32 protein-coding genes are annotated in these 26,625 nt (G+C 69.9%); 23 read left to right on the forward strand and 9 right to left on the reverse strand.

Annotated elements, in window-relative coordinates:
* Positions 1-5: 5 nt before the first annotated feature.
* Both ACFWPS_RS03780 and ACFWPS_RS03785 read right to left on the reverse strand, forming a co-directional pair.
* On the reverse strand, positions 6-1,022 hold the full coding sequence (locus ACFWPS_RS03780; RefSeq protein WP_383700567.1) for a Gfo/Idh/MocA family oxidoreductase: 1,017 nt from the start codon (positions 1,020-1,022) through the stop codon (positions 6-8).
* A 78-nt stretch (positions 1,023-1,100) separates the two neighbouring features.
* Positions 1,101-1,883 (reverse strand): TIM barrel protein, encoded by a 783-nt coding sequence (locus ACFWPS_RS03785; RefSeq protein WP_383700569.1) that lies wholly within the window; start codon positions 1,881-1,883, stop codon positions 1,101-1,103.
* A 200-nt stretch (positions 1,884-2,083) separates the two neighbouring features.
* On the opposite strand from ACFWPS_RS03785, the gene ACFWPS_RS03790 reads away from it, so the two are divergent.
* From ACFWPS_RS03790 to ACFWPS_RS03800, 3 genes are all read left to right on the forward strand, one after another.
* The gene (locus ACFWPS_RS03790; protein ID WP_383700571.1) at positions 2,084-3,136 is read left to right on the forward strand and encodes a LacI family DNA-binding transcriptional regulator; all 1,053 of its coding nucleotides are present in this window, start codon (positions 2,084-2,086) and stop codon (positions 3,134-3,136) included.
* A 190-nt stretch (positions 3,137-3,326) separates the two neighbouring features.
* On the forward strand, positions 3,327-3,557 hold the full coding sequence (locus ACFWPS_RS03795; RefSeq protein WP_383700573.1) for a hypothetical protein: 231 nt from the start codon (positions 3,327-3,329) through the stop codon (positions 3,555-3,557).
* Positions 3,558-3,640: 83 nt separating this feature from the next.
* Entirely contained in the window at positions 3,641-4,243 is a 603-nt protein-coding gene (locus tag ACFWPS_RS03800) for a hypothetical protein (RefSeq protein WP_383700575.1), read from the forward strand.
* Positions 4,244-4,272: 29 nt separating this feature from the next.
* Here ACFWPS_RS03800 and ACFWPS_RS03805 read toward each other — a convergent pair whose 3' ends face one another.
* Both ACFWPS_RS03805 and ACFWPS_RS03810 read right to left on the reverse strand, forming a co-directional pair.
* Positions 4,273-4,506, reverse strand: a complete 234-nt coding sequence (locus tag ACFWPS_RS03805) for a hypothetical protein (RefSeq protein WP_383700577.1) — start codon at positions 4,504-4,506, stop codon at positions 4,273-4,275.
* Positions 4,503-4,871, reverse strand: coding sequence for a hypothetical protein (locus ACFWPS_RS03810; protein WP_383700579.1), 369 nt, complete (start codon positions 4,869-4,871; stop codon positions 4,503-4,505). Before ACFWPS_RS03810 ends, ACFWPS_RS03805 begins: the two co-directional genes overlap by 4 nt.
* 176 nt (positions 4,872-5,047) lie before the next feature.
* Between ACFWPS_RS03810 and ACFWPS_RS03815 the strand changes: the two genes are divergently transcribed.
* From ACFWPS_RS03815 to ACFWPS_RS03830, 4 genes are read left to right on the forward strand one after another with little or no spacing between them, the layout of a single operon-like run.
* The gene (locus ACFWPS_RS03815) at positions 5,048-5,890 is read left to right on the forward strand and encodes a helix-turn-helix transcriptional regulator (RefSeq protein WP_383700581.1); all 843 of its coding nucleotides are present in this window, start codon (positions 5,048-5,050) and stop codon (positions 5,888-5,890) included.
* A complete protein-coding gene (locus tag ACFWPS_RS03820) occupies positions 5,872-6,072 on the forward strand; it encodes a DUF397 domain-containing protein (protein ID WP_383700583.1) in 201 nt (66 codons plus the stop codon). Before ACFWPS_RS03815 ends, ACFWPS_RS03820 begins: the two co-directional genes overlap by 19 nt.
* 49 nt (positions 6,073-6,121) lie before the next feature.
* A complete protein-coding gene (locus ACFWPS_RS03825) occupies positions 6,122-6,793 on the forward strand; it encodes a HEAT repeat domain-containing protein (protein WP_383700585.1) in 672 nt (223 codons plus the stop codon).
* Positions 6,794-6,796: 3 nt separating this feature from the next.
* Positions 6,797-7,801 (forward strand): MerR family transcriptional regulator, encoded by a 1,005-nt coding sequence (locus tag ACFWPS_RS03830; protein ID WP_383700587.1) that lies wholly within the window; start codon positions 6,797-6,799, stop codon positions 7,799-7,801.
* Between the two features lie 54 nt (positions 7,802-7,855).
* Here the strand turns inward: ACFWPS_RS03830 and ACFWPS_RS03835 are convergent, their stop codons facing one another.
* The gene (locus ACFWPS_RS03835; RefSeq protein WP_383700589.1) at positions 7,856-8,716 is read right to left on the reverse strand and encodes a LysR substrate-binding domain-containing protein; all 861 of its coding nucleotides are present in this window, start codon (positions 8,714-8,716) and stop codon (positions 7,856-7,858) included.
* 80 nt (positions 8,717-8,796) lie between these two features.
* Between ACFWPS_RS03835 and ACFWPS_RS03840 the strand changes: the two genes are divergently transcribed.
* The 9 genes from ACFWPS_RS03840 to ACFWPS_RS03880 all read left to right on the forward strand — a co-directional run bounded on the left by ACFWPS_RS03840 (position 8,797) and on the right by ACFWPS_RS03880 (position 16,566).
* Positions 8,797-9,264, forward strand: coding sequence for a cupin domain-containing protein (locus ACFWPS_RS03840; RefSeq protein ID WP_383700591.1), 468 nt, complete (start codon positions 8,797-8,799; stop codon positions 9,262-9,264).
* Complete coding sequence (locus tag ACFWPS_RS03845; RefSeq protein WP_383700593.1) at positions 9,261-9,620, forward strand: DoxX family protein; 360 nt, start codon at positions 9,261-9,263, stop codon at positions 9,618-9,620. Before ACFWPS_RS03840 ends, ACFWPS_RS03845 begins: the two co-directional genes overlap by 4 nt.
* A gap of 212 nt (positions 9,621-9,832) precedes the next feature.
* On the forward strand, positions 9,833-10,504 hold the full coding sequence (locus ACFWPS_RS03850) for a hypothetical protein (RefSeq protein WP_383700595.1): 672 nt from the start codon (positions 9,833-9,835) through the stop codon (positions 10,502-10,504).
* Positions 10,501-11,379 carry a hypothetical protein gene (locus tag ACFWPS_RS03855; protein WP_383700597.1) on the forward strand — a complete coding sequence of 293 codons (879 nt, stop codon included), beginning with the start codon at positions 10,501-10,503 and terminating at the stop codon, positions 11,377-11,379. The genes ACFWPS_RS03850 and ACFWPS_RS03855 overlap by 4 nt, the downstream gene beginning before the upstream one ends.
* A gap of 2 nt (positions 11,380-11,381) precedes the next feature.
* Positions 11,382-12,287, forward strand: coding sequence for a hypothetical protein (locus ACFWPS_RS03860; RefSeq protein WP_383701019.1), 906 nt, complete (start codon positions 11,382-11,384; stop codon positions 12,285-12,287).
* Positions 12,288-12,513: 226 nt separating this feature from the next.
* Positions 12,514-13,089 carry an FABP family protein gene (locus ACFWPS_RS03865; RefSeq protein ID WP_383700599.1) on the forward strand — a complete coding sequence of 192 codons (576 nt, stop codon included), beginning with the start codon at positions 12,514-12,516 and terminating at the stop codon, positions 13,087-13,089.
* A gap of 53 nt (positions 13,090-13,142) precedes the next feature.
* Positions 13,143-13,619 carry a Fur family transcriptional regulator gene (locus ACFWPS_RS03870; protein ID WP_383700601.1) on the forward strand — a complete coding sequence of 159 codons (477 nt, stop codon included), beginning with the start codon at positions 13,143-13,145 and terminating at the stop codon, positions 13,617-13,619.
* Between the two features lie 10 nt (positions 13,620-13,629).
* Positions 13,630-14,595 (forward strand): YgfZ/GcvT domain-containing protein, encoded by a 966-nt coding sequence (locus ACFWPS_RS03875; protein ID WP_383700603.1) that lies wholly within the window; start codon positions 13,630-13,632, stop codon positions 14,593-14,595.
* 156 nt (positions 14,596-14,751) lie between these two features.
* Positions 14,752-16,566: a helix-turn-helix domain-containing protein gene (locus ACFWPS_RS03880; protein WP_383700605.1), complete on the forward strand. Its 1,815-nt coding sequence runs from the start codon at positions 14,752-14,754 to the stop codon at positions 16,564-16,566.
* Here the strand turns inward: ACFWPS_RS03880 and dtd are convergent.
* Positions 16,544-16,969 (reverse strand): D-aminoacyl-tRNA deacylase, encoded by a 426-nt coding sequence (gene dtd, locus ACFWPS_RS03885; RefSeq protein ID WP_383700607.1) that lies wholly within the window; start codon positions 16,967-16,969, stop codon positions 16,544-16,546. The two genes, ACFWPS_RS03880 and dtd, sit on opposite strands and share 23 nt — an antisense overlap.
* Positions 16,970-17,138: 169 nt before the next feature.
* Between dtd and ACFWPS_RS03890 the strand changes: the two genes are divergently transcribed.
* The 3 genes from ACFWPS_RS03890 to ACFWPS_RS03900 all read left to right on the forward strand — a co-directional run bounded on the left by ACFWPS_RS03890 (position 17,139) and on the right by ACFWPS_RS03900 (position 20,403).
* On the forward strand, positions 17,139-17,732 hold the full coding sequence (locus tag ACFWPS_RS03890) for an aerial mycelium formation protein (protein WP_383700609.1): 594 nt from the start codon (positions 17,139-17,141) through the stop codon (positions 17,730-17,732).
* Between the two features lie 127 nt (positions 17,733-17,859).
* On the forward strand, positions 17,860-19,104 hold the full coding sequence (locus ACFWPS_RS03895) for a GNAT family N-acetyltransferase (protein WP_383700611.1): 1,245 nt from the start codon (positions 17,860-17,862) through the stop codon (positions 19,102-19,104).
* Positions 19,105-19,488: 384 nt separating this feature from the next.
* Complete coding sequence (locus ACFWPS_RS03900) at positions 19,489-20,403, forward strand: winged helix-turn-helix domain-containing protein (RefSeq protein ID WP_383700613.1); 915 nt, start codon at positions 19,489-19,491, stop codon at positions 20,401-20,403.
* A gap of 49 nt (positions 20,404-20,452) precedes the next feature.
* Here ACFWPS_RS03900 and ACFWPS_RS03905 read toward each other — a convergent pair whose 3' ends face one another.
* Positions 20,453-20,644: a hypothetical protein gene (locus ACFWPS_RS03905; RefSeq protein ID WP_383700615.1), complete on the reverse strand. Its 192-nt coding sequence runs from the start codon at positions 20,642-20,644 to the stop codon at positions 20,453-20,455.
* 145 nt (positions 20,645-20,789) lie between these two features.
* On the opposite strand from ACFWPS_RS03905, the gene ACFWPS_RS03910 reads away from it, so the two are divergent.
* From ACFWPS_RS03910 to ACFWPS_RS03920, 3 genes are all read left to right on the forward strand, one after another.
* Positions 20,790-21,665 carry a GntR family transcriptional regulator gene (locus tag ACFWPS_RS03910; protein WP_383700617.1) on the forward strand — a complete coding sequence of 292 codons (876 nt, stop codon included), beginning with the start codon at positions 20,790-20,792 and terminating at the stop codon, positions 21,663-21,665.
* A 29-nt stretch (positions 21,666-21,694) separates the two neighbouring features.
* A complete protein-coding gene (locus tag ACFWPS_RS03915) occupies positions 21,695-22,408 on the forward strand; it encodes an HAD family hydrolase (RefSeq protein ID WP_383700619.1) in 714 nt (237 codons plus the stop codon).
* A gap of 134 nt (positions 22,409-22,542) precedes the next feature.
* Positions 22,543-23,412, forward strand: a complete 870-nt coding sequence (locus tag ACFWPS_RS03920; protein WP_383700621.1) for a winged helix-turn-helix domain-containing protein — start codon at positions 22,543-22,545, stop codon at positions 23,410-23,412.
* A 5-nt stretch (positions 23,413-23,417) separates the two neighbouring features.
* Here ACFWPS_RS03920 and ACFWPS_RS03925 read toward each other — a convergent pair whose 3' ends face one another.
* Both ACFWPS_RS03925 and ACFWPS_RS03930 read right to left on the reverse strand, forming a co-directional pair.
* The gene (locus ACFWPS_RS03925; protein ID WP_383700623.1) at positions 23,418-24,404 is read right to left on the reverse strand and encodes a hypothetical protein; all 987 of its coding nucleotides are present in this window, start codon (positions 24,402-24,404) and stop codon (positions 23,418-23,420) included.
* A gap of 99 nt (positions 24,405-24,503) precedes the next feature.
* Positions 24,504-25,247, reverse strand: a complete 744-nt coding sequence (locus tag ACFWPS_RS03930; RefSeq protein WP_383700625.1) for an HAD family hydrolase — start codon at positions 25,245-25,247, stop codon at positions 24,504-24,506.
* A gap of 254 nt (positions 25,248-25,501) precedes the next feature.
* On the opposite strand from ACFWPS_RS03930, the gene ACFWPS_RS03935 reads away from it, so the two are divergent.
* Positions 25,502-26,605 carry a phosphotransferase gene (locus ACFWPS_RS03935; RefSeq protein ID WP_383700627.1) on the forward strand — a complete coding sequence of 368 codons (1,104 nt, stop codon included), beginning with the start codon at positions 25,502-25,504 and terminating at the stop codon, positions 26,603-26,605.
* Positions 26,606-26,625: the final 20 nt, after the last annotated feature.

The raw sequence follows: 26,625 nt of genomic DNA on the forward strand, positions 1-26,625 counted from the left end.
GGGTTCTAGACGCGGGCGACCCGCACCGGGCCGCCCGTGGTGACCGACTCGACGGCCGCCAGGGCGACGGCCAGGGCCGCGCGGGCGTCCTCGCCGGTCACGTACGGGGTACGGCCGGTACGGACGGTCTCCGCGAAGTCGGCCAGCTCGGCGACGTAGGCGTCCCGGAACAGGTCCTGGTCGTACGTCGTGCAGCCGGCGGTGATGCCGTCGGGGCCGTAGGCGGTGAGGTGGGTGCGGCGGATGTCGCCCATGGTGAACATGCCGTTCGAGCCGAAGACCTCGCCGCGCACGTCGTAGCCGTACACCGCCTGGAAGTTGGCCTCCGCCGTGGCCAGGGCGCCGTTGTCGAAACGGATGGTGACCACGGCCGTGTCGAGGAGGCCCCGGTCCTTGAAGTCGGGGCGGACCAAGGCGTCGGCCATCGCGAAGACTTCCGCCGGTTCGGCGCCGGGGTTGAGATAGCGCAGGGTGTCGAAGTCGTGGATGAGGGTCTCAAGGAAGATCGTCCATGGCGGGATGCGGGACGGGTCGGCGAGCCCCGGGTCCCGGGTCAGCGAGCGCAGCAGCTGCGGGGTGCCGATGTCACCGGCCCTGATCCGGTCGTGGGCCGCTCGGAAACCGGCGTCGTAGCGGCGGTTGAAGCCCACCTGGAGCGGCACTCCCGCCACCCGTGCGGCCTCGACGGCCCGGTCGGCCTCGGCGAGGGTGACGGCCATGGGCTTCTCGCAGTAGACCGCCTTGCCGGCCTTGGCCGCGGCCTCGACCAGGTCGGCGTGGGTACGGGCCGGGGTCGCGATCACCACCGCGCCGATGTCCGGGTCCGCGAACAGGTCGGCCGCGTCGGTGTAGGCGGTGGCGCAGCCGAGCCGGTCGGCAAGGGCCAGGGCGGCGCCCGGGGCGGGGTCGGCGAGGGCGCCGAGCCGGACGCCGGGCAGCCGGCGGGCGAGCGTCTCGGCGTGGAAGGCGCCCATGCGGCCGGTGCCGATGAGGCCGACGGAGAGGGCGGGTGAAGTGGTCATGAGGCGCTTCCTCGTGTCCGTGGGTGGTTGCGTCGGTGGCCGGTTGCGTCGGTGGGCGGTCGCGTCCGTGGGCGCCGGTCAGACGGTGAACGCGGTGCGGAACCGGCGGAGCGCGCTGTCGCCGTCCTCGCTCGCCCAGGCCTCCATCGCCACCGTGCCGTCGTAACCGAGGCCGGCCAGGGCGCGGGCGACCGCCGGGTAGTTGATCTCGCCGGTGCCGGGTTCGCGGCGGCCGGGCACGTCGGCCACCTGGATCTCGCCGATCAGACCCGCGCCGTGCGCCGCGCGGACCAGCTCGATCAGATTCCCCTCGCCGATCTGGGCGTGGTAGAGGTCCAGGTTCATCCGCAGACCCGGCCGGTCCACCGCGGCGACCAGTGCCAGGGTGTCGGCGGCCTTCGCGAACGGCACTCCGGGGTGGTCGACGGCCGTGTTGAGGTTCTCCAGCGTGAAGACGACACCGGCCCGCTCACCCAGCTCGGCGACCCGCGTGAGCGTGTCACGTGCGGCGGCCCACATCTCCTCCGTCGGCTCGCCCTTCACCGGGTCCACGGGCAGCCCGTCCCCGTCCAGGCCGGTGCCGTGCAGGTTGAGGCGCCGGCAGCCGAGCCGGTCGGCCGCGTCGATCGACTCCCGCGCGGTGCGCAGCAGTTCGGCCACGCCGTCCGGGTCCGTGAGGTTGCCCCGCACATACCCGGTCATCGAGCCGAACTCGGCCGGGGTGCGGGCCAGCGCGTCGAGATCGTGCCGGGTCCAGTCCCAGATCTCGACCTGGAACCCCTCGTCGTGCAGCCGCCGCGCCCGCTCGTCGACGGGCAGGTCCCGGAAGACCATCTCGGCACAGACCGCCAGTGTGAACATCGTCGTTCGCCCCTGTCATCTGGAAGCTGGCATCTAGAACGTTCTAGAAGGCTGCCGCCAGTACGCCAGCCCGCGACGGCCATGTCAAGACATGGTTTCTAGAACGTTGCAGTAGAACGTTGCAGTCGCTCTGAGCTGAGGCTTCGCCTTCGTCTACGATCGCCTTCGGGCTGTCAGTAGCTACGACCACGGAGGTTGCCGTGCCACCGCCCCCCGCGGTTCCCGACGGCCGTCGGCCGACCCTCGCCGACGTCGCCGCGCGCGCCGGCGTCTCCACGGCGCTGGTCTCCATCGTGATGCGCGGCGTGGCGGGCGCGAGCGCGGCCACCCGTGAACGCGTCCTCCAGGCCGCCCGGGAGATCGGCTACCGCCCCGACTCCCGGGCCCGGCTGCTGCGCAGCAACCGCACCCACCTGATCGGCGTGCAGTTCGAGATCCAGGAGCCCTTCCACACCGACCTGGTGGAGCGCCTGTACGCAGTCGCCGAGTCGGCGGGTTATCAGCTCGCCCTCAGCGCGGTCGCGGCCGGCCGCAGTGAGCGCCAGGCGGTCGAGTCACTGCTCGGCGACCGTTGCGAGGCGCTGGTTCTGCTGGGTCCCCGGGCTCCGGCCGGCCGCCTCGCCGAACTCGCCGCCCTCCTGCCCGTCGTCTCCGTGGCCCGGCGGCTGCGGCCCGCCGTCCCCGGCGTCCACGTCGTCCGCACCGCCGACGACGAGGGCGCCCGCCAGGCCGTCGACCACCTGGTGTCCCTGGGCCACCGGGACATCCTCCACATCGACGGCGGCCGGGCTCCGGGCGCGGCCGAACGCCGCCGCGGCTACCGCACCGCGATGAACGACCACGGTCTCGCCGACCGCGTCCGCGTCCTGCCCGGCGGCCTGACCGAACAGGACGGTGCGACGGCCGCCCGCACGATCCTCGACGCCACCCCCTGGCCCTCCGCGGTCCTCGCCTTCAACGACGCCTGCGCCACCGGCCTGCTCGGCGCGCTCTTCCGTGCCGGGGTCTCGGTCCCCGGTGAGTTCTCCGTGGTCGGCTTCGACGACAGCCGAGTGGCCCGCCTGCCCCACATCGACCTCACGACGGTGGCCCAGGACGTCTCCCGTATCGCCGAACTCGCCGTTGCGGCGGCAACGGCCCGCCTGGACGCGACGGCGACACCCGCGGCCACGGGGACGGTCGCGGCGACGACCAAGACCGAGGACGTGGTTGCCCCGCGCCTGGTCGTCCGGGGCACCACGGCGCCCGTATGACCTGACCCCTGGTTCTCAGCCCTGGGCCGTGGGCCGGACGACGAGTTCGTCGACGTCCACGTCGGCGGGCCGGCTGATGGCGGTTCGTGGCAGGCCCGGCGGCGTCACCCAGCTCTAGCCCCGGCCCGTCGGCGCCGTCTCGATCAGCTCCAGGAGGTTGCCCTCCGGGTCGGCGACGTACGCGTACCGCATGCCCGAGCTGGCCTCGGCCGGCGACGAGCTGACCGGCCTTCTGATGCCGGTCGCCCGCCGGCTGGCCCCGGACGAGGACGGCGCGTTCGACCTGCTGCTCCGTACCGCCGGTGTCGCACACGGCCTCGCCGTCTTCCTCCGCCAGGGCCTCTTCGGAGTCGGCAACGGAGCCCTCGCGGACACGGAGGAGAAGGCCGCCCGCACGGCCCGCGCGATCACGCGGGGGTGAGAGAGGGGTGGGAGTCGGGCAGGTTCTCGGTCACAGTGGACGTACTCGGTAGAGGGGAAACCGGGGCGGGGGAGAGAAGGCCGATGACGCAACCCGATCTGTTCGCACTGGAAGCCGTCGTGGTGGCGCAGCCGAAGCGCTCGAAGTGGCGCAGGTACACGGGCCCCGTCCTGGCCGTGTCCACCGTGGAGGGGACCCCGCTCGCCCAGGTCACGGACGTCAACCACAAGCACTTCTTCCTTACGGAAACGTCCGGTGAGTTCATCGTGCGCATCGAGAAGCGGTCCTGGTTCGATCCGTTCGAGCAGTTCGGACCGGTGCGGTTCCACTTCATGGACTTCATCGACGGAGCGGACCGGGAGGTCGGCACCGCCGCTGCCCGTGGACTCGTCAAGTCCCGGCAGCTGAGCCTCCGGACGGAGCGGGGACGTCGGCTCCTTCTCACCCGGCAGGGTCAGCTGTCCGTCGAGTGGCACCTCACCGAGGCCGACCCGGCAGGGGGCCCGGCGCCCGAGATCCTCGGCCGGGTCACGGTGAGCACCATCGACTCGTGGACCGGGTTACAGCAGTACGACGTCGAAATGACCCACCACCTGGACGCCTCCGAACGGCAGACCGTCGTTGCCTCGGTCGTCTGTCTGCACCTGATCCGCCGCCCTCCGGGCGAGGGCTCCGGGGTGGCGTAACAGGCAGCGATGGGCGTCCGTCGAACGGCTCAAGCCGGGGTGAGTACCGCGTAGTCCGCGAAGACCCGCCGGTACCGCAGGTGCCGGGTCTCCTGCGTGTGCCTGCGCTGCCACTCCTCGACCTCGGCCGGATGCCCGCACACCCCCGACTCGGCCCCGCAGTCCTCCTCGTCCCCGGACACGCACCGCGCCGCGTACTCCGGCGCCGCGCCCGCGTCCTGTGCGATCACGTACGGCACGTAGCGGAAGACACGGCGGGTCACGGGTGCTCCGCCCGCTGGTGCTGGCGCAGCAACACGTTCGCGTCGGTGGCCGCGCTGTGGTCGTGGGCGGCGCGGGCGGTCTCCCGCCGGCCGTCGAGGTGGGTGCACTCGGCGCAGCCGGGGACGGGCCAGGGCGGGCGGCTGAGGTCCTCGGGGTCCGGCGGCAAGGCCCAGGTGCGGTCGTTCGCCGCGCGTACGCCCGCACTGAGCCGCTCTCTGTCGGTGGCGGGCCGCAGCGTCGAGGGGTGGGCCTGCCACTCTCTCCCTCCGCCCACAGGACGCAGCATCGCGTACGGCCCCGACTGGTCCCGGTACTCGCCGACCTGTTCGGTGGCGGCGTCGTAGAGCAGGGTTCCGGGCTCCATGGCATTCGCTCCTTTTGTCCAACATCTATACGAAATGCGAGAGTTGGACTACTCTGCGTGTCGAGGCTGCTACGAGGATGGCCGGGAGGTGGGGTCGGCGCGCCGAGGAGGACCGGTTCTTCCCCGTCTGGCGGCGCTAATTCCACAAATTCCACGGGGAATCAGGGAGGGGTGCGGTGCCGCAGAGGCGGGTGGTGACGGGGCGCAGTCAGGAGCCCAGGCAGCGGTTCGCGGAGGAGCTGCGGTTGTTGCGGGCGGAGAGGGGGGTGAGTTTAAGGAAACTGGCGGAGGACGTCGGCTGGGATCCGTCCCAGTTCGGCAAGTTGGAGAACGGGCATACGTTGGGCGGGCCTGAGGTCGTGGAGGCCCTGGACCTTTACTACGGGACGCCGGGGCTTCTGCTGACGCTGTGGGAATTGGCGATCGCGGATCCGTCCCAGTTCAAGGAGCAGTACCGCCGCTATATGAGGCTGGAGGCTGAGGCGCTCAGCTTGTGGCACTACGGAGGCGGAACCGTTCACGGTTTGCTCCAAGCGCCCAGGTATGCACGTGAGTTGCTGGCGGCAGGTGGCAGTAGCGGCGTGGAACTGGATCGGCAGGTGGATGCTCGTGCCGGGCGACGCACAGTGCTCGACAAGGATGCCGCGCCGTCGTTCCGCGCCATTCTCTCGGAGGCAGTCCTGCGTACCTCGATGCGCGACGCCGAGGGATGGCGAGAACAGCTTGAACATCTGGTGGAGATGGGACAGCGCCTGAACGTCACGATTCAAGTGCTGCCGTTCGGCAGGGGGCTTCACGGCCTGATGGACACCGCAGTGACATTCCTCCGCATGCCAGAAGGCCATGCCGTGGCCTGGGCTGAGAACGACCTACGCGGCGAACTCGTTGAGGAAGCAAGCCGGGTTGAGCGCCTGCATCGCACATATGATGAAGTACGTGATTTGGCCTTGAATCCGGCCGAGTCGCTGACGTTCATCGTGCGAATGTTGGAGGAAGCGCCATGCGAGCCATCGACCTGAGCATCGTCACGTGGCGCAAGAGCAGTTACAGCAACTCCGACGGCGGCGCCTGCCTCGAAGTCGCCGCCGGTCTCCCCTCCCTCGTCCCCGTCCGGGACAGCAAGGCCCCGGCCCACGGCACCCTCCTCTTCGAAGCGGCCTCCTGGGCGGCGTTCGTCACGGCGGTCAGGCGCCCCGTTTGACCTTGACACGGTGACAAGGCCTTCACTGCTTGCCAAGGAGGTGGTCCCGATGACCACGACGAGGCAGCACACGGATGCGATGCGAGCGCTCCAGGGGCTGGAGGACGGCCGTTCGTCCGTGCGACTGCGGGCGGCTCTGGCGGTCGGCACGACGCCTGACCCGCGCTTTGTCGAGAAGCTTGTCGAGCGATGCGCGATCGAGCCCGAGTTCTTCGTCCGCGAAGCGCTGACCTGGGCACTCACCCGCCACCCCGTGTCCGTGACGCTCCCCGGGCTGTTGCGCGAGGTCCGCTCGGAGCGTGCACAGGCACGGAGCCAGGCGCTGCATACCCTGTCCAAGATCGGGGACCGGCAGGCGTGGCCGACGATCACACGGGCGCTTCTGTCCGACGCCGACGACGAGGTGGCGCGGAGCGCCTGGCGGGCCGCGGTGGTGCTGGTGCCGCAAGGCGAGGAGTCCGCCTTGGCCGCGGTGCTGGTGACACAGCTCGGGCGCGGTGAGCGGGAGACACAGCTGAGTCTCAGCCGGGCGCTGGTCGCGCTGGGTGAAGTCATTCTGCCGGCTCTGCGTCCTGCGACGACGGCCCCTGACCCGCGCGTGCGCACGCACGCGCTCGCCACGGAACGGCTGCTGCGCGACCCGGACACCGGATTCGAGTCCGCGATCGAGGAGGCGAAGCGCGTCCTGGCCCTCGGCGGTTCCGGTCAGGAGGGACGATAGGAAGTGTTGATCGGTGAGGTGGCGCGACGGTCCGGGGCCAGTGCCCGCATGCTCAGGCATTACGAGTCGCTCGGCCTGGTGCGGCCTTCGGGCCGTACGGGCTCCGGCTATCGGGAGTACTCCGGCGAGGACATCCGGCGGATCTTCCATGTCGAGAGCCTGCGGTCGCTGGGGCTGTCGTTGCGTGAGATCGGGCGCGCGCTCGACGATCCCGGCTTCACGCCCTCGGCGCTCGTCGACGACCTCATCCGGCAGACGCGCGAACGCCTCGCGGCCGAGACCGAGCTGCTCACGCGGCTCCGTCGGATCGACGCCGCGGAACCCGCCGGCTGGGAGGACGTCCTCCAGGTCGTTGCGCTCCTCCATGCACTTGCGTCGACGAGCGCCGACGCGCGTCAGCGCGCGGCCCTCTCCTCGGTCGACGAGGTTCCGGTGCCGGTGGAGGCCCTGGTCGAGGCGGCGCTGAGCGAGACGGAGCCGAACGTCGCCGGAGCCCTTCGATGGGCGCTGGCCCGATCGGGCGGCGGCGGCCCAGCACTGCTCGCGGAGGGCCTCGGCTCACCGGTGGCCGCGGTGCGGGAACGTGCCGTTCGGTCCCTCGCCGAGATGCCCGGTGACGAGGCCACCGCCCGGCTGCGCGACGCCCTCGCGAACCCCGATGCCGTGGTCCGTCAGTGTGCGGCTCTGGCGCTCGGGACACGGGGAGTGGCCGATGTGGTCCCGACGCTCATCGACATGATCGTGGCGGGAAGGAACGACACCGATGCGGCCGATGCGCTGAGCGTGCTGGCGAGCGACACCGCGACGGCGGACCAGATCGCGACCAGGCTCGTCGAGCGCCTCGCCCCCGACACCACCGAAGCGCCTGCGCGCGGACGGCTGACCCAGGCGCTGGCGGACATCCCGGGGACCACGGCGGCACATGCCCTCGTGGAGCTGGCGCAGGACGGGGACCGTGCCGTTGCGCTGACCGCGGCGTACCTTCTTCAGCTGCGCGACGCACGGTGACGGGTCTCTCCCGGGGTGCCGCGTACGCGGCCCGCGGGACGGAAGGTCCCGGACCTATCGCCGTCCACCACGGTAGGCCGTGACCGCCACCCGCACGAACGACCGCAGCAACGGATTCCCGTCGCCCTCCCGCCACGCCACCGCCACCCGGCTCGGCGGCATGTCGCTGACCGGCACCACCGTGAGCCCGTCGCCCGGCTCGTGGTCGGTCAGGGTCATCCCCACCGTGCCGTTCCACAGCACCGCCTGCCGGCATTCCTGAACGGCGCGTACCACCGGCCCCTCCCGCACCTCCCCGCCGTTCCAGTACGACTGCCAGAGCCGGTCCGTGTCCTCCGGGAACCGGAACCAGCGCCGGTCGGCGAGATCGGCCAGCCTCAGGCTCTCCCGGTCGGCCAGCGGATCGTCGGCACGCAGCAGCGCCCCCACCGGGTCGGCGCGCAACTCCCGTACCACCAGCCCCGTCTCGTCGAACGGCGCGCGGGTCAGGGCGATGTCGACGGCACCGGCGTGCAACCCGCACGTGGGGTCCGTCAGGTCGGTCTCGCGGATACGGATCTCGACGCCCGGGTGCCGTTCGCGGTACGCCTGCGCCAGCCGCCGTACCCCCGGATCCGTGCTGTCGCCCAGGAGACCGACGGTGAGCACCCCGGCCCCCGCCGCCGTGGCGACCCGCACGCGCAGCCTGTCGGCCTGATCGAGGAGCACGCGCGCCTCGTCCAGCAGGACCGCTCCGACCGGGGTCAGGGCGACCCCCGCCGGCGACCGCTCGAAGAGCCGCGCGCCCATCTCGGCCTCCAGCGCCTTGATCGCACGGCTCAGCGGCGGCTGGCTCATATGAAGCCGTGCGGCGGCCCGGCCGAAGTGGAGTTCCTCGGCGACCGCCACGAAATAGCGCAGCGTCCGTAGCTCCATACAGCAACGATACCGATCGGGTATCGAGGTGACGGAACAGGTCTTGGACGGCCGTACCGCCCACGCCGTCGAATCGGAGCATGACCACTCACGACCACACCCCGGCTGTATCCGTCGTCGGCCCCGGCGACGGTGAGGTGCTGATGCTCGGTACCACCCGTATGCGCGTCCTGGAGGACGGGCGTACCACCGGCCACCGGCTCGGCCTCGCCGAGTCCGTCCTCGCGCCGCACACCCCAGGGCCGCCGCAGCACCGGCACGCCCGGCACGACGAGGGGTTCTACGTCATCTCCGGCTCGGTGCGCTTCACGGTCGGGGACGAGGAGTACGACGCCGGGGCCGGGACGCTCGTCATGGTGCCGCCCGGCGCCCCGCACACCTTCGCCAACGTCACCGGTGAACCGGCCGTCATGCTCAGCACGTTCACGCCCGACCTGTACGTGCAGTACTTCCGGGACCTGCGGGACATGTTCGCGGCCGACGAGGCGCCGACCCGGCAGGCGAACATCGACGTGATGAGCCGTTACGCCACCGAGCCCGCCTCATGAGCGTCGCGTACTGGATCGTGGCCGGTCTGCTCGCCCTCTTCTACCTCTACGCGGGCGGGCTGAAGGTCGTACGGAGCCGGGAGCGGCTGCGGCCGATGATGGCGTGGGTGGACGGCATGCCGATGGCGACCGTGCGGGCGATCGGGGGCGTCGAGGTGCTCGGTGCGGTCGGCTTGGTCCTCCCGCGTCTGACCGGGGTCGCGCCCTGGCTGGGGCCGGCCGCCGCCGTCGGGTTCGTCGTGCTTCAGATCGGCGCGGTCCGGGTCCATCTGAAGACGGGGGACCGCCAAGTGGCCCTCAACCTCGCGCTTCTGCTCGCGGCGGGGGTGGTCGTCGGGCTCGCGGCGGTGTCCTGATCGTAATTAATCCTTGTACAACTCACTGAGTGGACCATGAGTCTCCTGTGGGGCGTGGATCAAGGAATTCACGTTCCCGTTGTGCACAGGGGGACGAAATGGATGAATCAGAGACACCTCCGGAACCTCGGCCGGAAACGCCACCGGATACGCCACCGGATACGCCACCAGGAACGGCTCGCCGTACCGCTGCGCTGATCGCCGGCGCCGCCGTGCTCGGTGTCGCGGCCGGGACCTGTGTCGGCTACCTCGTGCAGGCCGACCGTGCGCCCACCGCCCTGCCGCCCCTCTCCCAGCCGTCGATCGCGCAGGCGAAGGGCGCCGGCCCGGAGCCGCTGTCGGCCGCCCAGGACCGGAAGGTCAAGGTCGACGGCGATCTGCGCAAGCTGCTGCTGAAGAAGCCGCGCGGGGCGGGCAAGGGGGTCGTCGAGGTGGGCGAGGACGGGTGGATGGACCTCGCCGAGTACGCGGACACCTTCAAGTACCCGGCGGGGGCCTTCCGGAGCCTGACCGAGGACGAGGAGTTCCGTCGCGCGGCCGTCACCGACTGGCGTGAGGGCAGCACGTTCAGCGTGCAGATCAGGCTGATCCAGTTCCGCCAGGAGGAGAAGGGCACGGAGGCCGCCGACGCGGCATCCGACGGTAACTACTACGCCATCACGCCGGACAACTACGACACCCACAGCTGGCCGATACCCGGCACGGGCGACGGCATGGCGTACGTCCGCTCCAGGCCCGACACCTCCTACGGCGTGAACGTGTACTCGGCGGAGGCGCACGCGTGGCGCGGGGACATCGAGATGCAGGTCTGGATCTACGACACGAAGCCGATCCCGAAGGCGAAGGTGCTGGACCTCGCGAAGCGGCAGATGGAGCAGCTGTGAGCGACAACCCGGAAACCTCCGTGACCCCTGAGCCGACCCCCGCCCAGCAGCCTGCCGCCGCCGAGCCGACGCTTGCCGAGCCGACAGCAGCTGAGCCTGCGGCCCCCGCCCCGGCCCCCACCCCGGCCCCCACCCCCAAGCGCCCCCGCAACCCCCGCCGTATCGCCACCGTCGCCGCCGTCGGTGTCCTGGTCGCGGCCGTGCTCGCCGCCGGTGCCTGGACCGTGGTCACCGTCCACGACGCGGACCGCGACCCCGGCGCCCCCGTCTGGAGCCTTCCGAAGGCCGCCAAGGAGACGAAGGCGGCCTCGGCCACCGGTCTCCAGGGGATGCTGCTGCCGTACGGCACCGACACGTACGGGCGCGGCCCGGACATGGCCGGGTTCGGGTCGGACGCCGCGCTGACCGGTGCCCAGGCGACCCTGCTGCGCAAGGAGTCGATCAAGGACCTGCCGCGTTCGCAGCGGCGGGAGCTGGAGCGGCAGATCGACCGGAACCCGGTCAGGGGCATGGCCATGCGCAGCTACGTGAGCAGGGACGAGCCGGGCTACCCGTACACGATGGAGATCGTGCTGGCGCAGATGGGGAACCAGCGGACGGTCCGCTCCATGGCGGGCGTCCAGAAGGAGCTCCTCGACGCGCTGAAGGTGTTCCGCAAGGGCCCGGAGATCAAGGGGTACAAGGACTCGACCGCGTGCTTCCTGACGCCGGTCGGCAAGGACGTGAAGCTCGACACGATGTTCTGCTCCGGCTACGTGGGCGACATCCTGGTCACCACGACGGCCACCGCGGCGAAGCCGCTGGACAAGCAGAGCGCGGCGGACATGCTCCGCGCACAGCTCGACCGCATCAAGGAGCCGGGGGCGGCCGTATGACCATGGAAGTGAACCAGCAGCCGGAACCCGACGTCGCCGTCGCCGACGTACCCGAGAACCGCCCCGTGGACCCCGTGGACCCCGTGGACCCCGTGGACCCCGTGGACCTTCCCGAGGTCCAGCCCCAGCAGCCCGCCCCCAAGGACCGGCGCCTGCTGCGTGCCGCGCTCCGCTGGGGCGCCGCGGTGGCCGTCTTCGCGGTCGTCGGCGGCGGGACGGCGTACGGCATCACCAGTCTCGACCGCACCGACGTACCCGGTCTGGCCACGCACTCCGACGGCCGCTGGGCGTACCCCGTCCTCGTGAGGCCCCCGCTGCCCGCCGGCAGCCCAGGACCGAACGACGACACCCGCAACCCGGCCGGCACCCACTACGCCGACCTGCGCGGACTCGTCCTGCCCGCGCCGAAGGGCGCGACCGCCGACGCGTCGCTCAAGGGGACGGACGGCTGGCTGGCGACGAAGACGTTCCTCAAGGAGTTCTCGCTCGCGCCCGACCGCGAGGACGTGGGCCGGCGGCTCACCGACAACGGGCTCCGGCACATCGCGGCCCGCGGCTGGACCACCGCCGACGGCACGCACACCCGCGTCTACCTGCTGCAGTTCGACACCGGGGCGGTCGCCGACCACGTCCTCGGCGACGAGCTCACGGTGAACGAGGCGCCGATCTACCGGGTACGGGGCGGCGACGCGTTCGAGCCGGACGACCTCCTCCCGAAGGCGGCGCAGGTGGCGGACGTGCGCACGGTCCTGGTCCACGAGGCCAGGCCGTACGGTGCCGAACAGGTCCGCGAGGCGTATCTCGCCTCAGGGGACACCGTCGCCGTGATCGTCCAGTCCCGGAAGGGCAGCGCGCTCGCCGTCCCCTTCCGGCAGACCGTGACCCTGCAGGGCGAGCTGCTGAGCTGACCCCGCGCGGGCGTACCTCGCCAAGAGGGCCGGGCCCGGGCCGCGTAAGCTGGGGCCCGGCTCTTGTACGTACGACCGCCCTCGCTCAAGGAGCATCCGTGGAAGCCTTCTTCGAAACCCTGCTGGTCCTGGTCTGCGTCGGCGTCGTCGCCTTCGCCTGGCTGACCGTGAAGAAGCTGTACCAGGGCCAGCGCTGAACCGAGTCCGACTCTAGGAACCCCCACTCATGATCGAGATTCCGTCCGACCTGCACAAGGACCTGGTCCCGCTCGCCTTCCTGCTCGGCAGCTGGGCAGGCGCGGGTGTCCACGACTTCCCGGGCTCGGAGAAGTGCAACTTCGGCCAGGAGGTCAGCTTCAGCCACGACGGGCGGGACTTCCTGGAGTACCGCTCCCACACCTGGGTGCTGGACAACGACGGGAACAAGGTCCGTCCGCTGGAGTCGGAGTCCGGCTTCTGGCGCATCGACGCCGACCGCAAGGTCGAGGTCACGATGGTCCGCGACGACGGCGTGATCGAGATCTGGTACGGCGAGATGGCCGTCAAGAAGCCCCAGATCGACCTGGTCACCGACGCCGTGGCCCGGACCGCCGCCTCCGCCCCGTACAGCGGCGGCAAGCGCCTCTACGGCTACGTCAAGAGCGACCTGATGTGGGTCGGCGAGAAGCAGACCCCCGAGGTCGAGCTGCGCCCCTACATGTCGGCCCACCTGAAGAAGGTCGTCACCCCGGAGGACGTCGAGCGCTGGGCCAAGGCCCTCCCCGACGACATGCCGGACGACGGCATCGCGTTCTTCAAGTAGTTCTGATCACTTCAGGTAGTTCCGAACATTAGAAGTAGTTCTAGACTTTCGGTGTGGTGAGCACCGACTGGAAGAGCGACCTCAGGCAGCGCGGCTACCGGCTGACGCCGCAGCGGCAACTCGTGCTCGAAGCCGTGGACACCCTTGAGCACGCGACCCCCGACGACATCCTCGGTGAAGTGAGGAAGACCGCGTCGGGGGTCAACATCTCGACGGTCTACCGGACCCTGGAGCTCCTGGAGGAGCTGGGGCTGGTCAGCCACGCCCATCTCGGGCACGGGGCGCCGACCTACCACCTCGCGGACCGGCACCACCACATCCACCTGGTCTGCCGCGACTGCGAGAACGTGATCGAGGCGGACGTGGCGGTGGCCGCGGAGTTCACCGCCAAGCTGCGGCGGGACTTCGGCTTCGAGACGGACATGAAACACTTCGCGATCTTCGGGCGCTGCAAGGACTGCGCGCTGAAGAGAGCCAAGGCGGCATCCCCCGCGTCCGTGTCCGTCCAGAGTTCAATTACCGAGTCGTAGGCTTAGTCATATGAAGAGCCCCCTGCTGTCCCTGCCCGGCGCGGTGTCCGCCGAGGGCGTGGACGAAGGCGTCGCCGCGCACTACGGCGACCTGTTCCGCGAGCAGCGCGCCCTCGCCGACGGCGCCGGTTTCGTCGACCTCTCCCACCGGGGGGTCGTGGCCGTCACCGGCGAGGACCGGCTGAGCTGGCTGCACCTGCTGCTCACCCAGCACGTCAGCGAGCTGCCGGCCGGCGAGGCCACCGAGGCGCTGATCCTCTCCGCGCACGGCCACATCGAGCACGCGCTGTACCTGGTCGACGACGGTACGACCGTCTGGGCCCACGTCGAGCCCGGCACCCAGGAGGCGCTGATCGCCTACCTGGAGTCGATGAAGTTCTTCTACCGGGTGGAGGTCACCGACCGGACGGACGACTTCGCGGTCGTCCACCTGCCGGCGGGTTCGATCGCCGAGGTGCCGGACGGAGTCGTCGTCCGCGAGACGGCGTACGGCCGTGATCTCTTCCTGCCCCGCGCCGACCTGGAGTCGTACGCCCGGAAGGCGGGTCCGGCCGCCGGGCTGCTCGCCTACGAGGCGCTGCGCGTCGAGCAGCACAGGCCCCGGCTCGGCTTCGAGACCGACCACCGGACCATCCCGCACGAGCTGGGCTGGATCGGCACCGCGGTGCACCTCCAGAAGGGCTGCTACCGGGGCCAGGAGACGGTGGCCCGGGTGCAGAACCTCGGCAAGCCGCCGCGCCGCCTGGTCTTCCTCCACCTGGACGGCAGCGACGTCCACCTGCCGCCGCACGGGACCGAGATCCGGGTGGCCGACGAGGGCGCGGACGGCCGGAAGGTCGGCTTCGTGACGACGTCGGTACGCCACTTCGAACTGGGTCCTGTGGCCCTGGCGTTGGTCAAGCGCAACATCCCGGCGGACGCCCGGCTGATCGCGGGGGAGACGGCCGCGGCACAGGAAGTGATCGTCGAGCCGTAGCCCCGCCGCGGGGATCGGTCCACAGGCTGTGGATGTCCGCAAGCACGCTGCGAGATATGCCGTTGACACTCCATAATTGGCAACGGGCAGCGACCACTTGGACACGGTGTGCACGTGTTCGACCCGATCAGCGGCGTGCCCTCGGGGGGAGGCGCCGTGACACCGCAGGAGGAGTTCGCCGAGGCGCTGCGCGTCCGCCGGGAGGCCGCGGACCTCTCCCTCGCCGAGCTGGCCCGCCGGGTGCACTACAGCAAGAGCTACCTCAGCCGGGTGGAGAACGGCCTGCGGCCCCCGGGCCGGCTGCTGGCCGAGCGCTGTGACGCCGCCCTGCGGGCCGACGGCACCCTGCTCGCCCTGCTGCCGCCCGGACCCGAGCAGCACGAGAGACGGGACGAGGCCGACCAGCCCGTCCGCGGCACCCGGCGCCGCCCGCCTCCCGATCCGGCCCCGGCCGCGCCCCCGCCCGCCCGGCCGAGCGACTACGGCGCCGGGTTCGACCAGCACATCCGGCGCGGCGACACCCGCCACCTGCTCGGCGAGATGTACGAGGCGGGCCAGCACTACCGGGCCGCCTACGAGGCCGCCGGCGGCGACCAGCTGGCCCGCGCGCACGCCGTCGTCCGCAGCGCCCGGCGCTGGTCGGACCCCGGACAGGTCGACCGCGACCTGCTGTTCCGCATCGACGCCTGCCTGGCCGCGCTGGCCGGCCGCGAGGACACCCGGGCGGTGGAGCTGCGGCTCCAGCTCACCGCCCACCGGGCCAAGAAGCTCGCCATGGCCATCGGCGACGACACCGCGGTCACCGGCGCCGAACCCCGCACCGGCGCCCGGCTGGCCCGCCAGGCGCTGGCGGAGCTGCGCGAGCGCGGCCGCCGGCCGGCCGGAGCACCCGGCGGCGTGGGCGACGAGGCCCGCTGCGAGGTCCTGACCGAGACCCGCTGGGCGCTGTACGACTTCGAGCCCGCCCGCACCCTGCTCGCCCTCTCCACCGAACTCCGCGACCTCGCCGTCCGCTCCCACTCCGCCTACTTTCAGGGCGAGGCGCTGGTCGCCCTCGCCATCGACCAGCTGCGCACCGGCCGGGTGCCCGCCGCCGAGGCGACGCTCAGCCTGCACCGGGAGTACGCGGCCCGGCACCGCAGCCGGCTCGCGCACTGGCAACAGGGCACGCTGGACGCCCTGATGAACCTGTGGCGCGGGGAGTTCGCCGCCGCCGAGGGGTGGATCCTCGGGGAGGCCGGGCAGGTGGCGGCGGCGATGGAGGCCGGGCTCTCGATGCCCGCGGACGCCCTGAGCCAGACCGTGCTCGGCCAGGAGTACTGGCTGCGCCACGAACAGGGCCGCCTGGCCGAGCTGTTCGCCTCCCCGCGGATGGCCGGCGTCCAGCGCCGTGGCTACTTCCCGGTGTGGCGGGCGGGCCTCGCCCTCGCGCTGTGCGCGACCGGACGGTACGAACAGGCCGCGGACCAGCTCCGGGCGTTCGCCGCCGACGCCGGCGACTTCACCAGGTTCCCGCCGAGCGGCTGGGCCCTGCCCACCGCGGCGACCCTCGCCCTGGTCTGTGCCGACCTGGCGGAGCGCACGGACCGCCGTACCGAGGTGTCGGCGTACGTCCCGGCGCTGCGCGCCCTCCTCGACGCGCACGGCGACGAACTGGTCCTGGCCGGCTGGCCCACCGTGCTCCTCGGCCCCGCCGCCCGCTTCAGCGCCCTGCTCGCGCTCGTCGCCGGCGAACCGGAGACCGCGCTCGGGCACCTCGCCCGGGCCGTACGCCTGGCGCAGCGCTACCCGGCGCAGATGGCCCGGCTCCGCCTCGACGAGGCCCGCGCCCGGATCCGTACCGGCTCGCCCGCCGCCCTGGCCACCGCCCACGGCCTGGCCCGGACCGCGCTCGGCACGGCTGAGGAACTCGGCATGGTGACGCTGGCCCGGGACTGCCGGGAGCTGCTCAAATATCCAGCAGGACGGTGAACGGGCCGTCGTTCGTCAGCGACACCCGCATCTGCGCACCGAACCGCCCGGTCGCCACGGTCGCTCCGAGGGACCGCAGCTGCGCGACCACCTCGTCCACCAGCGGCTCGGCCACCTCGCCGGGCGCCGCCGCGTTCCACGTCGGCCTGCGCCCCTTGCGGGCGTCGCCGTAGAGCGTGAACTGGCTAATGACGAGCAGCGGCGCGTCGATGTCACTGCACGACTTCTCGTCCGCCAGCATGCGGACCGACCAGAGTTTCCGGGCGAGTTGGGCCGCCTTCTCCTTCGTGTCCTCATGCGTCACGCCGACGAGCACGCACAGCCCCTCGCCCTCGATCGCGCCCACCGTCTCGCCGTCCACGACGACGCTCGCGCCGTCCACCCGCTGTACCACCGCTCGCATGCGGACCATCATGCCCGGTGCCCGGGTGGCCCTCACAGGGGGCTGCCGAGGGGCCCATTATTGATCCTTAACGTCCCAACTAGGGCCGTTCGGGGGCACTCGGTCACATTGCGGCCACTTGGGGTGACACCATGCTTCCACACGCCGGTCGAGGGGACGGTAGAGACGCATGAGCACACCGAGCACCGGGCGACTGAAGACGCAGGGCACGCAGAGCGTGCAGAGCCTGCACCGGCCGCCCGCACAGCGTGGCGAGGACATCCCGCTGCCCGCGGAACCACCGGAGCACGACCTGGCCCGTCTGAGCCTGCCCGAACTGCGCGTCCTGCGCCGGGACGCGCAGCGCGACGAGGCGGACCTGAGCTATGTACGACGGCTGCTCCAGGGCCGTATCGACATCCTGCGCGCGGAACTGGCCCGCCGCTCCCCGGCGGGCGCGGCCTCCGTCGTGGACCGCCTCCCGGAGATCCTCACGGACGCCCCGGCCCGCCACCGCTCCTCCGCCCGCCACGTCACCCTGGGCACCCCGCACAACGAGGAGTACGGCAGGCTGGCGGCCGACATGCTGGCCGAGGTCGAACTCTCCGACCTGCTGGCCCGCACGGACACCGAACTGACGGCGGCGATGGGCCGCCTGGTCCGCTACGAGCAGGAGGTGTCCCGCCGCAGGCAGCGCCTGCAACGGACGGCGGACGATTCGAGCGGCGAGATCACGAGGCGCTACCGGGAGGGCGAGGCGCAGGTCGACGATCTACTGACCTGAAGCTGACTGCTTGGGGGCGCGAGGCTGTATCGATATGCGGCTCCGCCGCGTGGGCGCGCTCAGCCCCCACCCACCCGCAGCCAAAATTGAATCGGCACCACCCCGATCCACCACCTACCGTGCTGTCATGACTGACGCCGTCGAAGTCCGCCCCATAACCGAACCCGAGCTAGCCGACTGGCACCGGGCCCTGTCCACCGGCTTCCTCCAGACCCCCACCCTCTCGGCCGACCAACTCGAGGCCCGCCGAAGGCAGTTCGTACCGGGCAGACTTCTCGGCGCCTTCGACGGCCCCCGCTGCGTGGCGACGTTCCGCTCCTTCGACCAGGAGCTGACCGCGGTCGGCGGCGCGACCGTCCCCGCCGACGCCATCTCGAACGTCACCGTGACCGCCACCCACCGCCGCCGCGGCCTGCTCACCCGCATGATGAGCCAGGACCTGGCCGCGGCGAAGGAGCGCGGAGACGTCGTCGCGACCCTGATCGCCGCCGAGTACCCGATCTACGGCCGCTACGGCTTCGGCCCGGCGACCACGCTGACGGAGTGGACGATCGAGGTCCCGCGGACCGGCCTGGACCCGCGTTGGTCGGGCCCCGGGGACGGCGGCCGGATCGACCTCGTCGACGGTGAGGACATCCGCAAGCTCGGCCCCGACCTGCATGAACGCATCCGGCGCAGCACCCCGGGCGCGGTCAGCCGCAGCGATCTGTGGTGGCAGTTGCGGACCGGCGTGGTCCGCTTCGACGAGGAGTGGAAGGAGCCCTACTTCGCGGTGTACCGCTCGGCGGCCGGCGAGGTGGAGGGCATCGCGTCCTACGAGTCGGACGACAACTGGCAGGGCAAGCAGCCGTACAACACGGCCGACGTGCACTGGCTGCTCGGCACGACCCCGGCGGCCGAGCGCGCGCTGTGGCACTACCTGTGCTCGATCGACTGGATCACCCGGGTGAAGACCGGCTGGCGGTCGCCGGACGACCTGCTGCCGCACTACCTGCCCGACCCGCGTGCCGCACGCGTCACCAACCAGGCGGACTGGCTGTGGGTGCGGATCCTGGACGTCGTACGGGCTCTGGAGGCGCGGACGTACGACAGGGCGGGCTCGCTGGTCCTTGAGGTGGCGGACCGGCAGGGGCTGGCCGGCGGCCGGTTCCGGCTGGACGCCTCCCCCGATGGGGCGTCCTGCACCCCGACCACCGACACCCCCGACCTCGCCCTCGGCGTCGCCGAGCTGGCGAGTGTCTGGCTCGGTGACCAGTCCGTGGCGCGGTTGCACGCGCTCGGACGGGTCCAGGAAGAGCGAGTGGGCGCCGCCCGGGAGGCCGACGCCCTGCTGCGCGCGTCCGGGCGGCCTTGGTGCCCGGACATCTTCTGAGACGGGTCTCCTTCCTCCTGGTTGCTCCCCGGGTTCCCCCCGGGGTCGGGTGCCTGAATCACCATGTTCAGTTGTGTCGGTGCTGTTGAGCCTGTGCTGTGCTGCTCATCCGTAGCGAGCTGTGAAGTTGTGGCTGTGCGGGTCTGCCTGTGTTCGATTGTCGGTGTTCAGTTGTGACTGTGCTGGTCGTGCGCCCCGACAGCCGGCCCTGGTGGACCGGGCTCCCGGCTCCCCTCCGGAAGGGAACCCGGATGGCCAACCGCCGAGGAAGTTTGACCATGTTGCATGAGTTGGTGACCAACTCAACAGTACTTATCTCCACTTGGATGCGACTCATAACCACCTTCCCGCGAACTGCCGAAAGATGGCGGGAAGTTGTACTGTTTGTCCGTGGACCCGGAACTCGCCGCCGTCAATGGGCGGAAGAGGTCACAGCGGCCTCAGGCGTCACACCGCGAGGTGGCCGACGAGCTGCGCACCCGGATCAGGTCCGGGGTGCTGCGGCCGGGCCAGCGCATGCCCACCCAGGCCAAACTGGCCGACGAGTTCGGCGTCGAGCGCGGGGCCGTACGGCAGGCACTGCGCATCCTGCAGTCGGAGCACCTGCTCATCAACGTCTCGAAGGGTGCTCCGGCGACGGTGGCCCAGGGTCCGGGCCCGGCACGGTCCGCGGTGGGCGCGGCGGCAGCGCCGCAACCGACCATGGTGGCCCTCACCCCCCGCATAGAGGCGGCCTTCGCGGCCTCGCACGTGAGGATCGACGCGCTCTGCCTGACCTCGGTCTCGCTCAACCTCGCGCTCGGCGGGCCGTTGCGGCTCATCCACGCGGGGAGTCTGGAACCGGCCAAGATCGACGTCCGGGTGCTGCTGCCGGGCCGGAACATCGACCTCGCGTTCCCGACGGCGGTGGACGCCTCGGCCGAGGACGCGGTGCACGACCGCTGGCTGGCCCAGCGCAACGCACAGGGCCAGGTGCTGCGGCACAACCTGCAGGCGCTGCGCGCCACGCACGGCATCGACGTGCACGTCACCTTCCGGGCCCTGCCGTTCACCCCGCCGGTCAAGCTGTACCTGCTCAACGGGGCGGAGGCGCTCTTCGCGTACTACACGCTGGGGCGCCACGAGCGGGAGATCGACCACGAGCACCTGCAGACGTACGACGCCGAGGGCACGCGGTCGATGCTCTTCGCCTTCGAACAGGGCGCGGGGCTGCGGGACACCACGTTCGTGGACCAGTCCACGCGGTGGTTCGACGCCCTGTGGGAGACGATCAGTTCTGAGCTGCACCTGACGTCCTAGGGCCCCGGGACCGGACGGGCCCAGGTGCCCACAGGACGGGCCCGGGTGCCTACAGGGCAGGCCCGGTGAGCACCAGGGCGAGCAGGACGGCGCCGGCGGAGCTGAACGCCGGACTCTTGGCCTTGACCCCCACTGTGAGCAACAGCAGGCCGATAATGCCAGTGGCACCGTACTTCGACTGGACCATCTGCTCGAAGCCGATGACGAAGACGGCGGAGACGAGAGCGAGGGCGGCGGGCATGGTGGTTCCCCCCTTCAGTCGGGAAGCAAGGCTTCCGCCAACTCAATCAAGTTGGTGACCAACTCTGATTAAGTTGTCCCCAGTTGGCTACTACTTATAAACAACCTTCAAACAACTCCCGCCAGATGGATCAAAGTTGTAGCGTTTGGTCGTGACTCAGGAGAACGTGGCAGTGAACGGTGGAAGCAGGTTCACGCACCAGGAGATCGCCGACACCCTGCGGAAACGCATCCGCGCCGGCGACCTCAAGGCGGGCGACCGACTGCCCACGCAGGCCGAGTTGGCCGAGGAGTTCGGGGTGGAGCGGGGGACCGTGCGCCAGGCCCTGCGCGCGCTCCAGGACGACGGCCTGCTCAGCAGCGTCAGCCGGGGCAGTCCGCCGCGTATCGCCGGGCCGGTCCCGTCGCGGCACGACGAGCCGCAGCCGACGATGGTCGGCCTCAGCCCCCGCCTCACCGAGGCCTTCTCCGTCCCGCAGGTGCGCATCGACGCCGCCTGCCTCACCGCGCAGAGCCTCATCCCGGCACTTGGCGAACCCCTGCGGCAGATCCACGAAGGCCGCATCCGCCCCGAGCGCATCGACGTCCGCATCCTCCTCCCCGGCCGTGACATCAACCTCGCCTTCCCGGTCCCGGTCGAGGGCGACGTTGACGCCGTGCACCGTCGCTGGCTCGACATGCGCAATGCCCAGGGCCAGGTGCTCCGCTACAACCTCCAGTCCCTGCGCTCCACCCACGACATCGACGTCAACGTCACCTTCCGGGCCCTGCCGTTCACCCCGCCGATCAAGCTGTACCTGCTCAACGGCGCGGAGGCGCTGTTCGCGTACTACACGGTCACCCGTCGCGAGGAGCAGACGGAGAACGGCCCGCTCGACATGTACGACGCCGTCGGCTCGGAGTCCCTCCTCTTCTCCTTCGAGAAGCGAACCGGCCAGCGGGACGCCGCGTTCGTGGACCAATCCCAGAAGTGGTTCGACGCCCTCTGGGAAACCATCACGACGGACCTGACACTCTCTTAGTGACTTCTGATACGACGCAGACTGAACTGGTGGCGGCCAAGAGCAAGAACGCGACCGAAGAGCTCACGGAACTGGTCAGAGACGCCCGGGTCGTCCTCTGGGACTTCGACGGGCCGATCTGCCGGTTGTTCGCGGGTCACTCGGCGGCGGGCGTGGCCGGCGAGCTGGTCGAGTGGCTGGCGGACCAGGGCCTGCACAGCCTGGTCACGGACACGGAGCGGGACTCCCTCGACCCACACCTCGTGCTGCGCGCGGTGGACCGCCGGCACCCCGGCAGCGACCTGGTGGCGGAGCTGGAGGAACGTCTCACCAAGGAGGAGCTGCGGGCCACGTCGACGGCGATGCCCACGGCGTTCGCGGACATCGTCATCCAGACGTGGCGAGCGCGTGGCGCCCGCATGGCAGTCACCACCAACAACTCCCCCCGGGTGGTCCGCGCCTACCTCGACGACCGCGCCCTGACCCCCTGCTTCGCCCCGCACATCTACGGCCGCACCCAGGACCTGCACCGCCTCAAGCCCGACCCGCACTGCCTCAACCGCGCCCTCAACGCGATGGGCGCCGCCCCCGGCGCGGCCCTGATGATCGGCGACTCGCCGACGGACTTCCAGGCGGCCCGGACGGCCGGGGTGCCGTTTCTGGGCTACGCGCGTAACGCACGGAAAGCCAAGCTCTTGACCGAGGCCGGCGCGGGGTACGTGGTGGGGTCCTTGTGGCCGCTGCTGGAGATACTCCGGCATTAGGCGGCGCCTGCCTGGTTGCCGGTCAATGCCAGGCATACCCGGGCAGGTTGATCCCTTAACCCGGGTGCGGCAGCAGGGCTTCCTGCCTGACCAGGTCGTGTTTGCACGGAGGTTGGGAAAGGAACGTTCGCTGTATGGCGGCCAGGCAGGCGGGTGACGGTGGTGGCAAGGCGTTCCGGCAGGTCTCCGAGGCGCTGCGGGCCCGGATGACGGACGGGACGTACCAGCAGGGTGCCGAACTGCCCGCACAGGGCAGGCTCGCCAAGGAGTTCGGGGTCTCCCGCGACACCGTCCAGCGGGTGGTGCGCGAACTGGGCAACGAGGGGTGGATCGAATCCCGCCAGGGCAGCCCGGCACGGGTCGTCAACGTCCAGCGCGCGCAGTCCACCACGGCCAAGGCCACCAGGTCACGACAGGTGATGATGGGGCCACTCATAAGCGAGGCGTTCGAACAGCCCGAAGTCTCCCTGGACGTCTTCACGTTGACCTCGGAGTCCCTCGACACCCACATCCGGCTCCAGGCGGAGCGGATCCGGGCCGGCGTCATCGCCCCCTGCAGGATCGCCGTGCGGTTGCTGCTGCCTGATCCTCTGCTCGACCTGCCGTATCCCGTGAGCAGGCAGGACAAGGACGATCCGCGCCCACAGGAGCGGCTGCGCGCCATCACCGACCGGCACACGGAATCGCTGCGTACCGCGCTGCGGGACCTGCAGGCCGAGCAACTCGTACAGTCCGTCGACGTCCAGATCCGGCATGTGCGGTTGGTGCCGACCTTCAAGCTCTACGTCATCAACAGCACAGAGGTGCTGCACGCCCTCTACGAGGTCATCCGACGGCTCATCATCCTGGACACCGACGAGGAGATGGAGGTGCTCGACGTCCTGGGACTGGGAGCCATGCTGACGCACCACGTCGAGGACGCCGACCCGGACTCGCCGGGATCGGTCTTCGTGCTGCAGATGCGGTCCTGGTTCGAGTCGGTCTGGAACCTGCTCGCGAGTTAGCCTCGCTATGCGGACGTGCTCTGCTGTCTCGGACGTGTCCACCGGGGGTCGCTGATCACAGGGTGTTCTGGTTTGATCTCGCCGAGCTTCTGCCACAGATTCTCGTACCAGGCGATGTGATGATCCGCGATCTCTCTGACCGGATGGGAATTCGACTTCAGATCCCAGCCGATGTAACGGGCTCGGCCGTAGAGTGGCGCGAATCCCTGGGCGTCGAGGATCTCGTACTGGTTCTCCTGCGGCCCGACAGTGTCCGGCTCGATCCCGTAGGGAGTGGTGAAGACCCGCTCGCGGTTCAGGATGTACAGCTTCCGATCCGGTATCTGCGTCGCCTCCCGGATCTCGCACGATATGGCCATTCTCGGATTTTTTGCCTGTATGGCGTTGAGCATGCCCTTGAGTCTCGTCCAATTGGGTTTGGTGAACTCGTCGCGCATGCGTTCGCGATTTTTCGGGGAGTCCGCGAAATAATACTTCGTAGTGTCTGATTCGCCCGTTCGCGGTGCCGGAACGAGGCCTCCGGGCAGCCCCATCGGAAGGTTCAGGTGGGCGATGATGATGCGAAAATGCAGCTCGACCGTGTGTACTTCTCGGTCGGCCATCTTCCGCATCGGTACGGCAATCGCCTCAAGCAGCGTCTCCATGGTGAAACCGGAGAAATCGACGTGCACGCTGCGGGCGCTGAAGGCCTCCCTGAATTCATCGTGCAATCTGTCCGAGTCGGCGAACACATAGACACCCGCGGCCTCTTTGGAGCCGGACTCGCTGATGGCGTCGTAGAGGATGAGGGCGATCAGCGATGCGAAGGAACCCCCCAGTAGCTGCTGGTCCTTGAGGGCGTCGCCGAGCGGACCGATCAGAGCTCCGGCACCTTGCAGGACGGCGGTCAGTCCCAGCGCCGACTTGACGATGCGGGGTTTCCAGCTGCCCAGCGTGGACCGGATACGGTCGAGTCTGGTCGGGCCATTGCCGGCTGGACTGCGAGAAGACACCCAAACCCCCTGTGGGCGCCGCTGCTTCGCGGCGCCGACGCTGCCCGGTAGCTCTCCGTGCAGCCATCATGCCCGGCGTCACTTCGCAGCACCAGAAGGTCAGTTGGGACTCGACCTGCTCTTCACGGCCTCGATGAGGGGTTTATGGGAGGACACGACGTACTTCGCGCCGAGTTCCGTCATCTGCGCCGCGCGCTCGGGCGACTGCGTGTATCCGAGGAAGGGGGTTCCGGCCTGCTGTGCCGCGCTGAGGTCGGTCAACTGGTCGCCGACGAGAAGAGCCGACTCGGGCGGCAGGTCGACGCACTTCAGGGCGCGCTTCACCGAACCTGGGTGGGGCTTCATATCTCGTAGGAGTGGGTCGCGGCCCACGACGGCGTAGACCTTCTCCTGCCGCTGGACCCGCTCGCCCTTGAAGAACTCCCAGATGGGCCCGTCGGAGTTGTTGCTGACGACGACGAGGGGCGGACCGTGCTTGAAGAGCATGTCGACGAGGCTGACCAGATGGGGGGCCGGCCTCGCTGTCTTGACGGCTTCGTACTCGTATCCGGTGACGATTTCCTCGGCTGCGACGAGCCCCTGGGGATCGAGCGATCCGGGGGCCGACCGGTCGTACATCTCCCGCAGCAGGCGGAGGATGCCGTGGGAATCGTCGCACGCGTCGACCTCGGGATCGACGTGGTCCCAGACCTTCCGTACGGCCGTCTTGATCTCGAGAGCCACGGGGGCCGTCGACCGGCCGCGGAACAGGTCGGTGACGGGTCCGTCGAAGTCGAGCAGTACGGCGTGCACGTCCGTCAGCAACTCCCGCAGAGCCGCACCGTGATCGGCTGCGCTGCTCATGGGCTTCCTCCTGTCGCCTCGGCCAGTGTGGACCACGTCGCGCGCGGCGGCCAGCACCGCAGCTCATGGCGCGCGAGGGACGCGGAGTGAGTGGACGCAGGGTGATTCATCGTTGCACATATGTGCGTCCAGTCGTTGTGCGGCGAGACCGGGTTCGACGAGTCGTGGACGTCTGGCACGATGCACGCCAGCACAGGAGTACCGTGCTCCCACTTCTGCACCCTTCGGAAGGGTCACGGCGAAGGAAACGGGCAATGTCACTCGAACTGGCTTCCCTTGCTCGGCTGCACGCGGTCGAGATGAGTGGCGACGAGGGCGTGGTCGAAGGACCGCTCCACGGTTACCACCACGAGACGTATGTCTTTCCGCTGTCCAGGGAAATGGAGGGTGGGCGATCGGGGCGCTGGAAATGCCGCGAACCGCGTGCCGACCTTCTCTGGTTCGATCGTCGATGCTTCTCTTCCGAGGAGAACTTGCTGAGAGCTCTCCATGGTCAGATTCTCAGAATTCCGGATATTATCGACGTTGATGGCGTCGGGTTGCAGAGTTTCATCGAAGGGGAGACGCTCGCTTATTTTCATAAATCGGGGACCATGGTCCCCGATAATTTCCTCGATCAGATCATGGATTTGTTCCGGCAGATGGTCGGGATTCGGCCTGATTCTCTTTCGGTCGAACGGCGGTGCAGGCTCGACGACCGTCCCGATGATGGTGACACGGACGGTTTTCTGGAGCGACTCGTCCTTTTCGCCGAGCAGCGGGTCTACCGGGCGAACCTGGAGCGGTTCGCCGGACTTTTCGATGACCTCTGGCTGGGTGAAGATTCGTTCAGGCATCTCCGGAAGAACGTCTTCGGGCTGGAGAGACGCCCTTTCTGTCTGCTGCATGCCGATCTGCATCGTGAGAACTTCATCGTCGACGCCGAGTCCACGCTGTGGACGATCGACTGGGAACTCGCAATGCTGGGCGACCCGCTGTACGACCTGGCAACGCATCTCCATTTGATGCGCTATCCGGCACGACAGGAGCGTGTTGTCGCCCAGCGCTGGTGCGAGACCGTTGAGGGCGTCCGTGTCGGCAGCTCGAACGGCTGGGGGGACGACCTGGAACGTCTGCTCACTTACAAGAAGGCCCAGTCCGTCTTCACCGATGTGATCCGCACCGCCTTGGAACTGGATGCCGACCCGGAGCCGAGCTGGTGGCAGATCGCGCCCGCCGCATTCAAGCTCCGCAAGGTGCTGGCCGTCGCCGCGTCTTCCTTGGGGCTCGAAGAGGTTCCCGGTACCCGCAGGATCGTGACGGCACTGATGCGGTGGTGTCGCGAGCACGGCTCCGTCCCCGGTGAGAAGGCGCCGTGACACAGGGGACCTCGCTCTGA

The organism is Streptomyces sp. NPDC058457 (assembly GCF_042720695.1).
Lineage (GTDB): Bacteria > Actinomycetota > Actinomycetes > Streptomycetales > Streptomycetaceae > Streptomyces.

What these genes read in the sequence shown, in the direction of transcription:
- ACFWPS_RS03840 (WP_383700591.1), top strand. Translation starts at nt 8,797, where the DNA reads ATGACCACTCACGACCACACCCCGGCTGTATCCGTCGTCGGCCCCGGC.
- ACFWPS_RS03865 (WP_383700599.1), top strand. Translation starts at nt 12,514, where the DNA reads ATGATCGAGATTCCGTCCGACCTGCACAAGGACCTGGTCCCGCTCGCC.
- ACFWPS_RS03820 (WP_383700583.1), top strand. Translation starts at nt 5,872, where the DNA reads ATGCGAGCCATCGACCTGAGCATCGTCACGTGGCGCAAGAGCAGTTAC.
- dtd (WP_383700607.1), bottom strand. Translation starts at nt 16,969, where the DNA reads ATGCGAGCGGTGGTACAGCGGGTGGACGGCGCGAGCGTCGTCGTGGAC.
- ACFWPS_RS03835 (WP_383700589.1), bottom strand. Translation starts at nt 8,716, where the DNA reads ATGGAGCTACGGACGCTGCGCTATTTCGTGGCGGTCGCCGAGGAACTC.
- ACFWPS_RS03800 (WP_383700575.1), top strand. Translation starts at nt 3,641, where the DNA reads ATGACGCAACCCGATCTGTTCGCACTGGAAGCCGTCGTGGTGGCGCAG.
- ACFWPS_RS03905 (WP_383700615.1), bottom strand. Translation starts at nt 20,644, where the DNA reads ATGCCCGCCGCCCTCGCTCTCGTCTCCGCCGTCTTCGTCATCGGCTTC.
- ACFWPS_RS03785 (WP_383700569.1), bottom strand. Translation starts at nt 1,883, where the DNA reads ATGTTCACACTGGCGGTCTGTGCCGAGATGGTCTTCCGGGACCTGCCC.
- ACFWPS_RS03795 (WP_383700573.1), top strand. Translation starts at nt 3,327, where the DNA reads ATGCCCGAGCTGGCCTCGGCCGGCGACGAGCTGACCGGCCTTCTGATG.
- ACFWPS_RS03825 (WP_383700585.1), top strand. Translation starts at nt 6,122, where the DNA reads ATGACCACGACGAGGCAGCACACGGATGCGATGCGAGCGCTCCAGGGG.
- ACFWPS_RS03875 (WP_383700603.1), top strand. Translation starts at nt 13,630, where the DNA reads ATGAAGAGCCCCCTGCTGTCCCTGCCCGGCGCGGTGTCCGCCGAGGGC.
- ACFWPS_RS03845 (WP_383700593.1), top strand. Translation starts at nt 9,261, where the DNA reads ATGAGCGTCGCGTACTGGATCGTGGCCGGTCTGCTCGCCCTCTTCTAC.
- ACFWPS_RS03890 (WP_383700609.1), top strand. Translation starts at nt 17,139, where the DNA reads ATGAGCACACCGAGCACCGGGCGACTGAAGACGCAGGGCACGCAGAGC.
- ACFWPS_RS03895 (WP_383700611.1), top strand. Translation starts at nt 17,860, where the DNA reads ATGACTGACGCCGTCGAAGTCCGCCCCATAACCGAACCCGAGCTAGCC.
- ACFWPS_RS03920 (WP_383700621.1), top strand. Translation starts at nt 22,543, where the DNA reads ATGGCGGCCAGGCAGGCGGGTGACGGTGGTGGCAAGGCGTTCCGGCAG.
- ACFWPS_RS03810 (WP_383700579.1), bottom strand. Translation starts at nt 4,871, where the DNA reads ATGGAGCCCGGAACCCTGCTCTACGACGCCGCCACCGAACAGGTCGGC.
- ACFWPS_RS03780 (WP_383700567.1), bottom strand. Translation starts at nt 1,022, where the DNA reads ATGACCACTTCACCCGCCCTCTCCGTCGGCCTCATCGGCACCGGCCGC.
- ACFWPS_RS03860 (WP_383701019.1), top strand. Translation starts at nt 11,382, where the DNA reads ATGGAAGTGAACCAGCAGCCGGAACCCGACGTCGCCGTCGCCGACGTA.
- ACFWPS_RS03935 (WP_383700627.1), top strand. Translation starts at nt 25,502, where the DNA reads ATGTCACTCGAACTGGCTTCCCTTGCTCGGCTGCACGCGGTCGAGATG.
- ACFWPS_RS03930 (WP_383700625.1), bottom strand. Translation starts at nt 25,247, where the DNA reads ATGAGCAGCGCAGCCGATCACGGTGCGGCTCTGCGGGAGTTGCTGACG.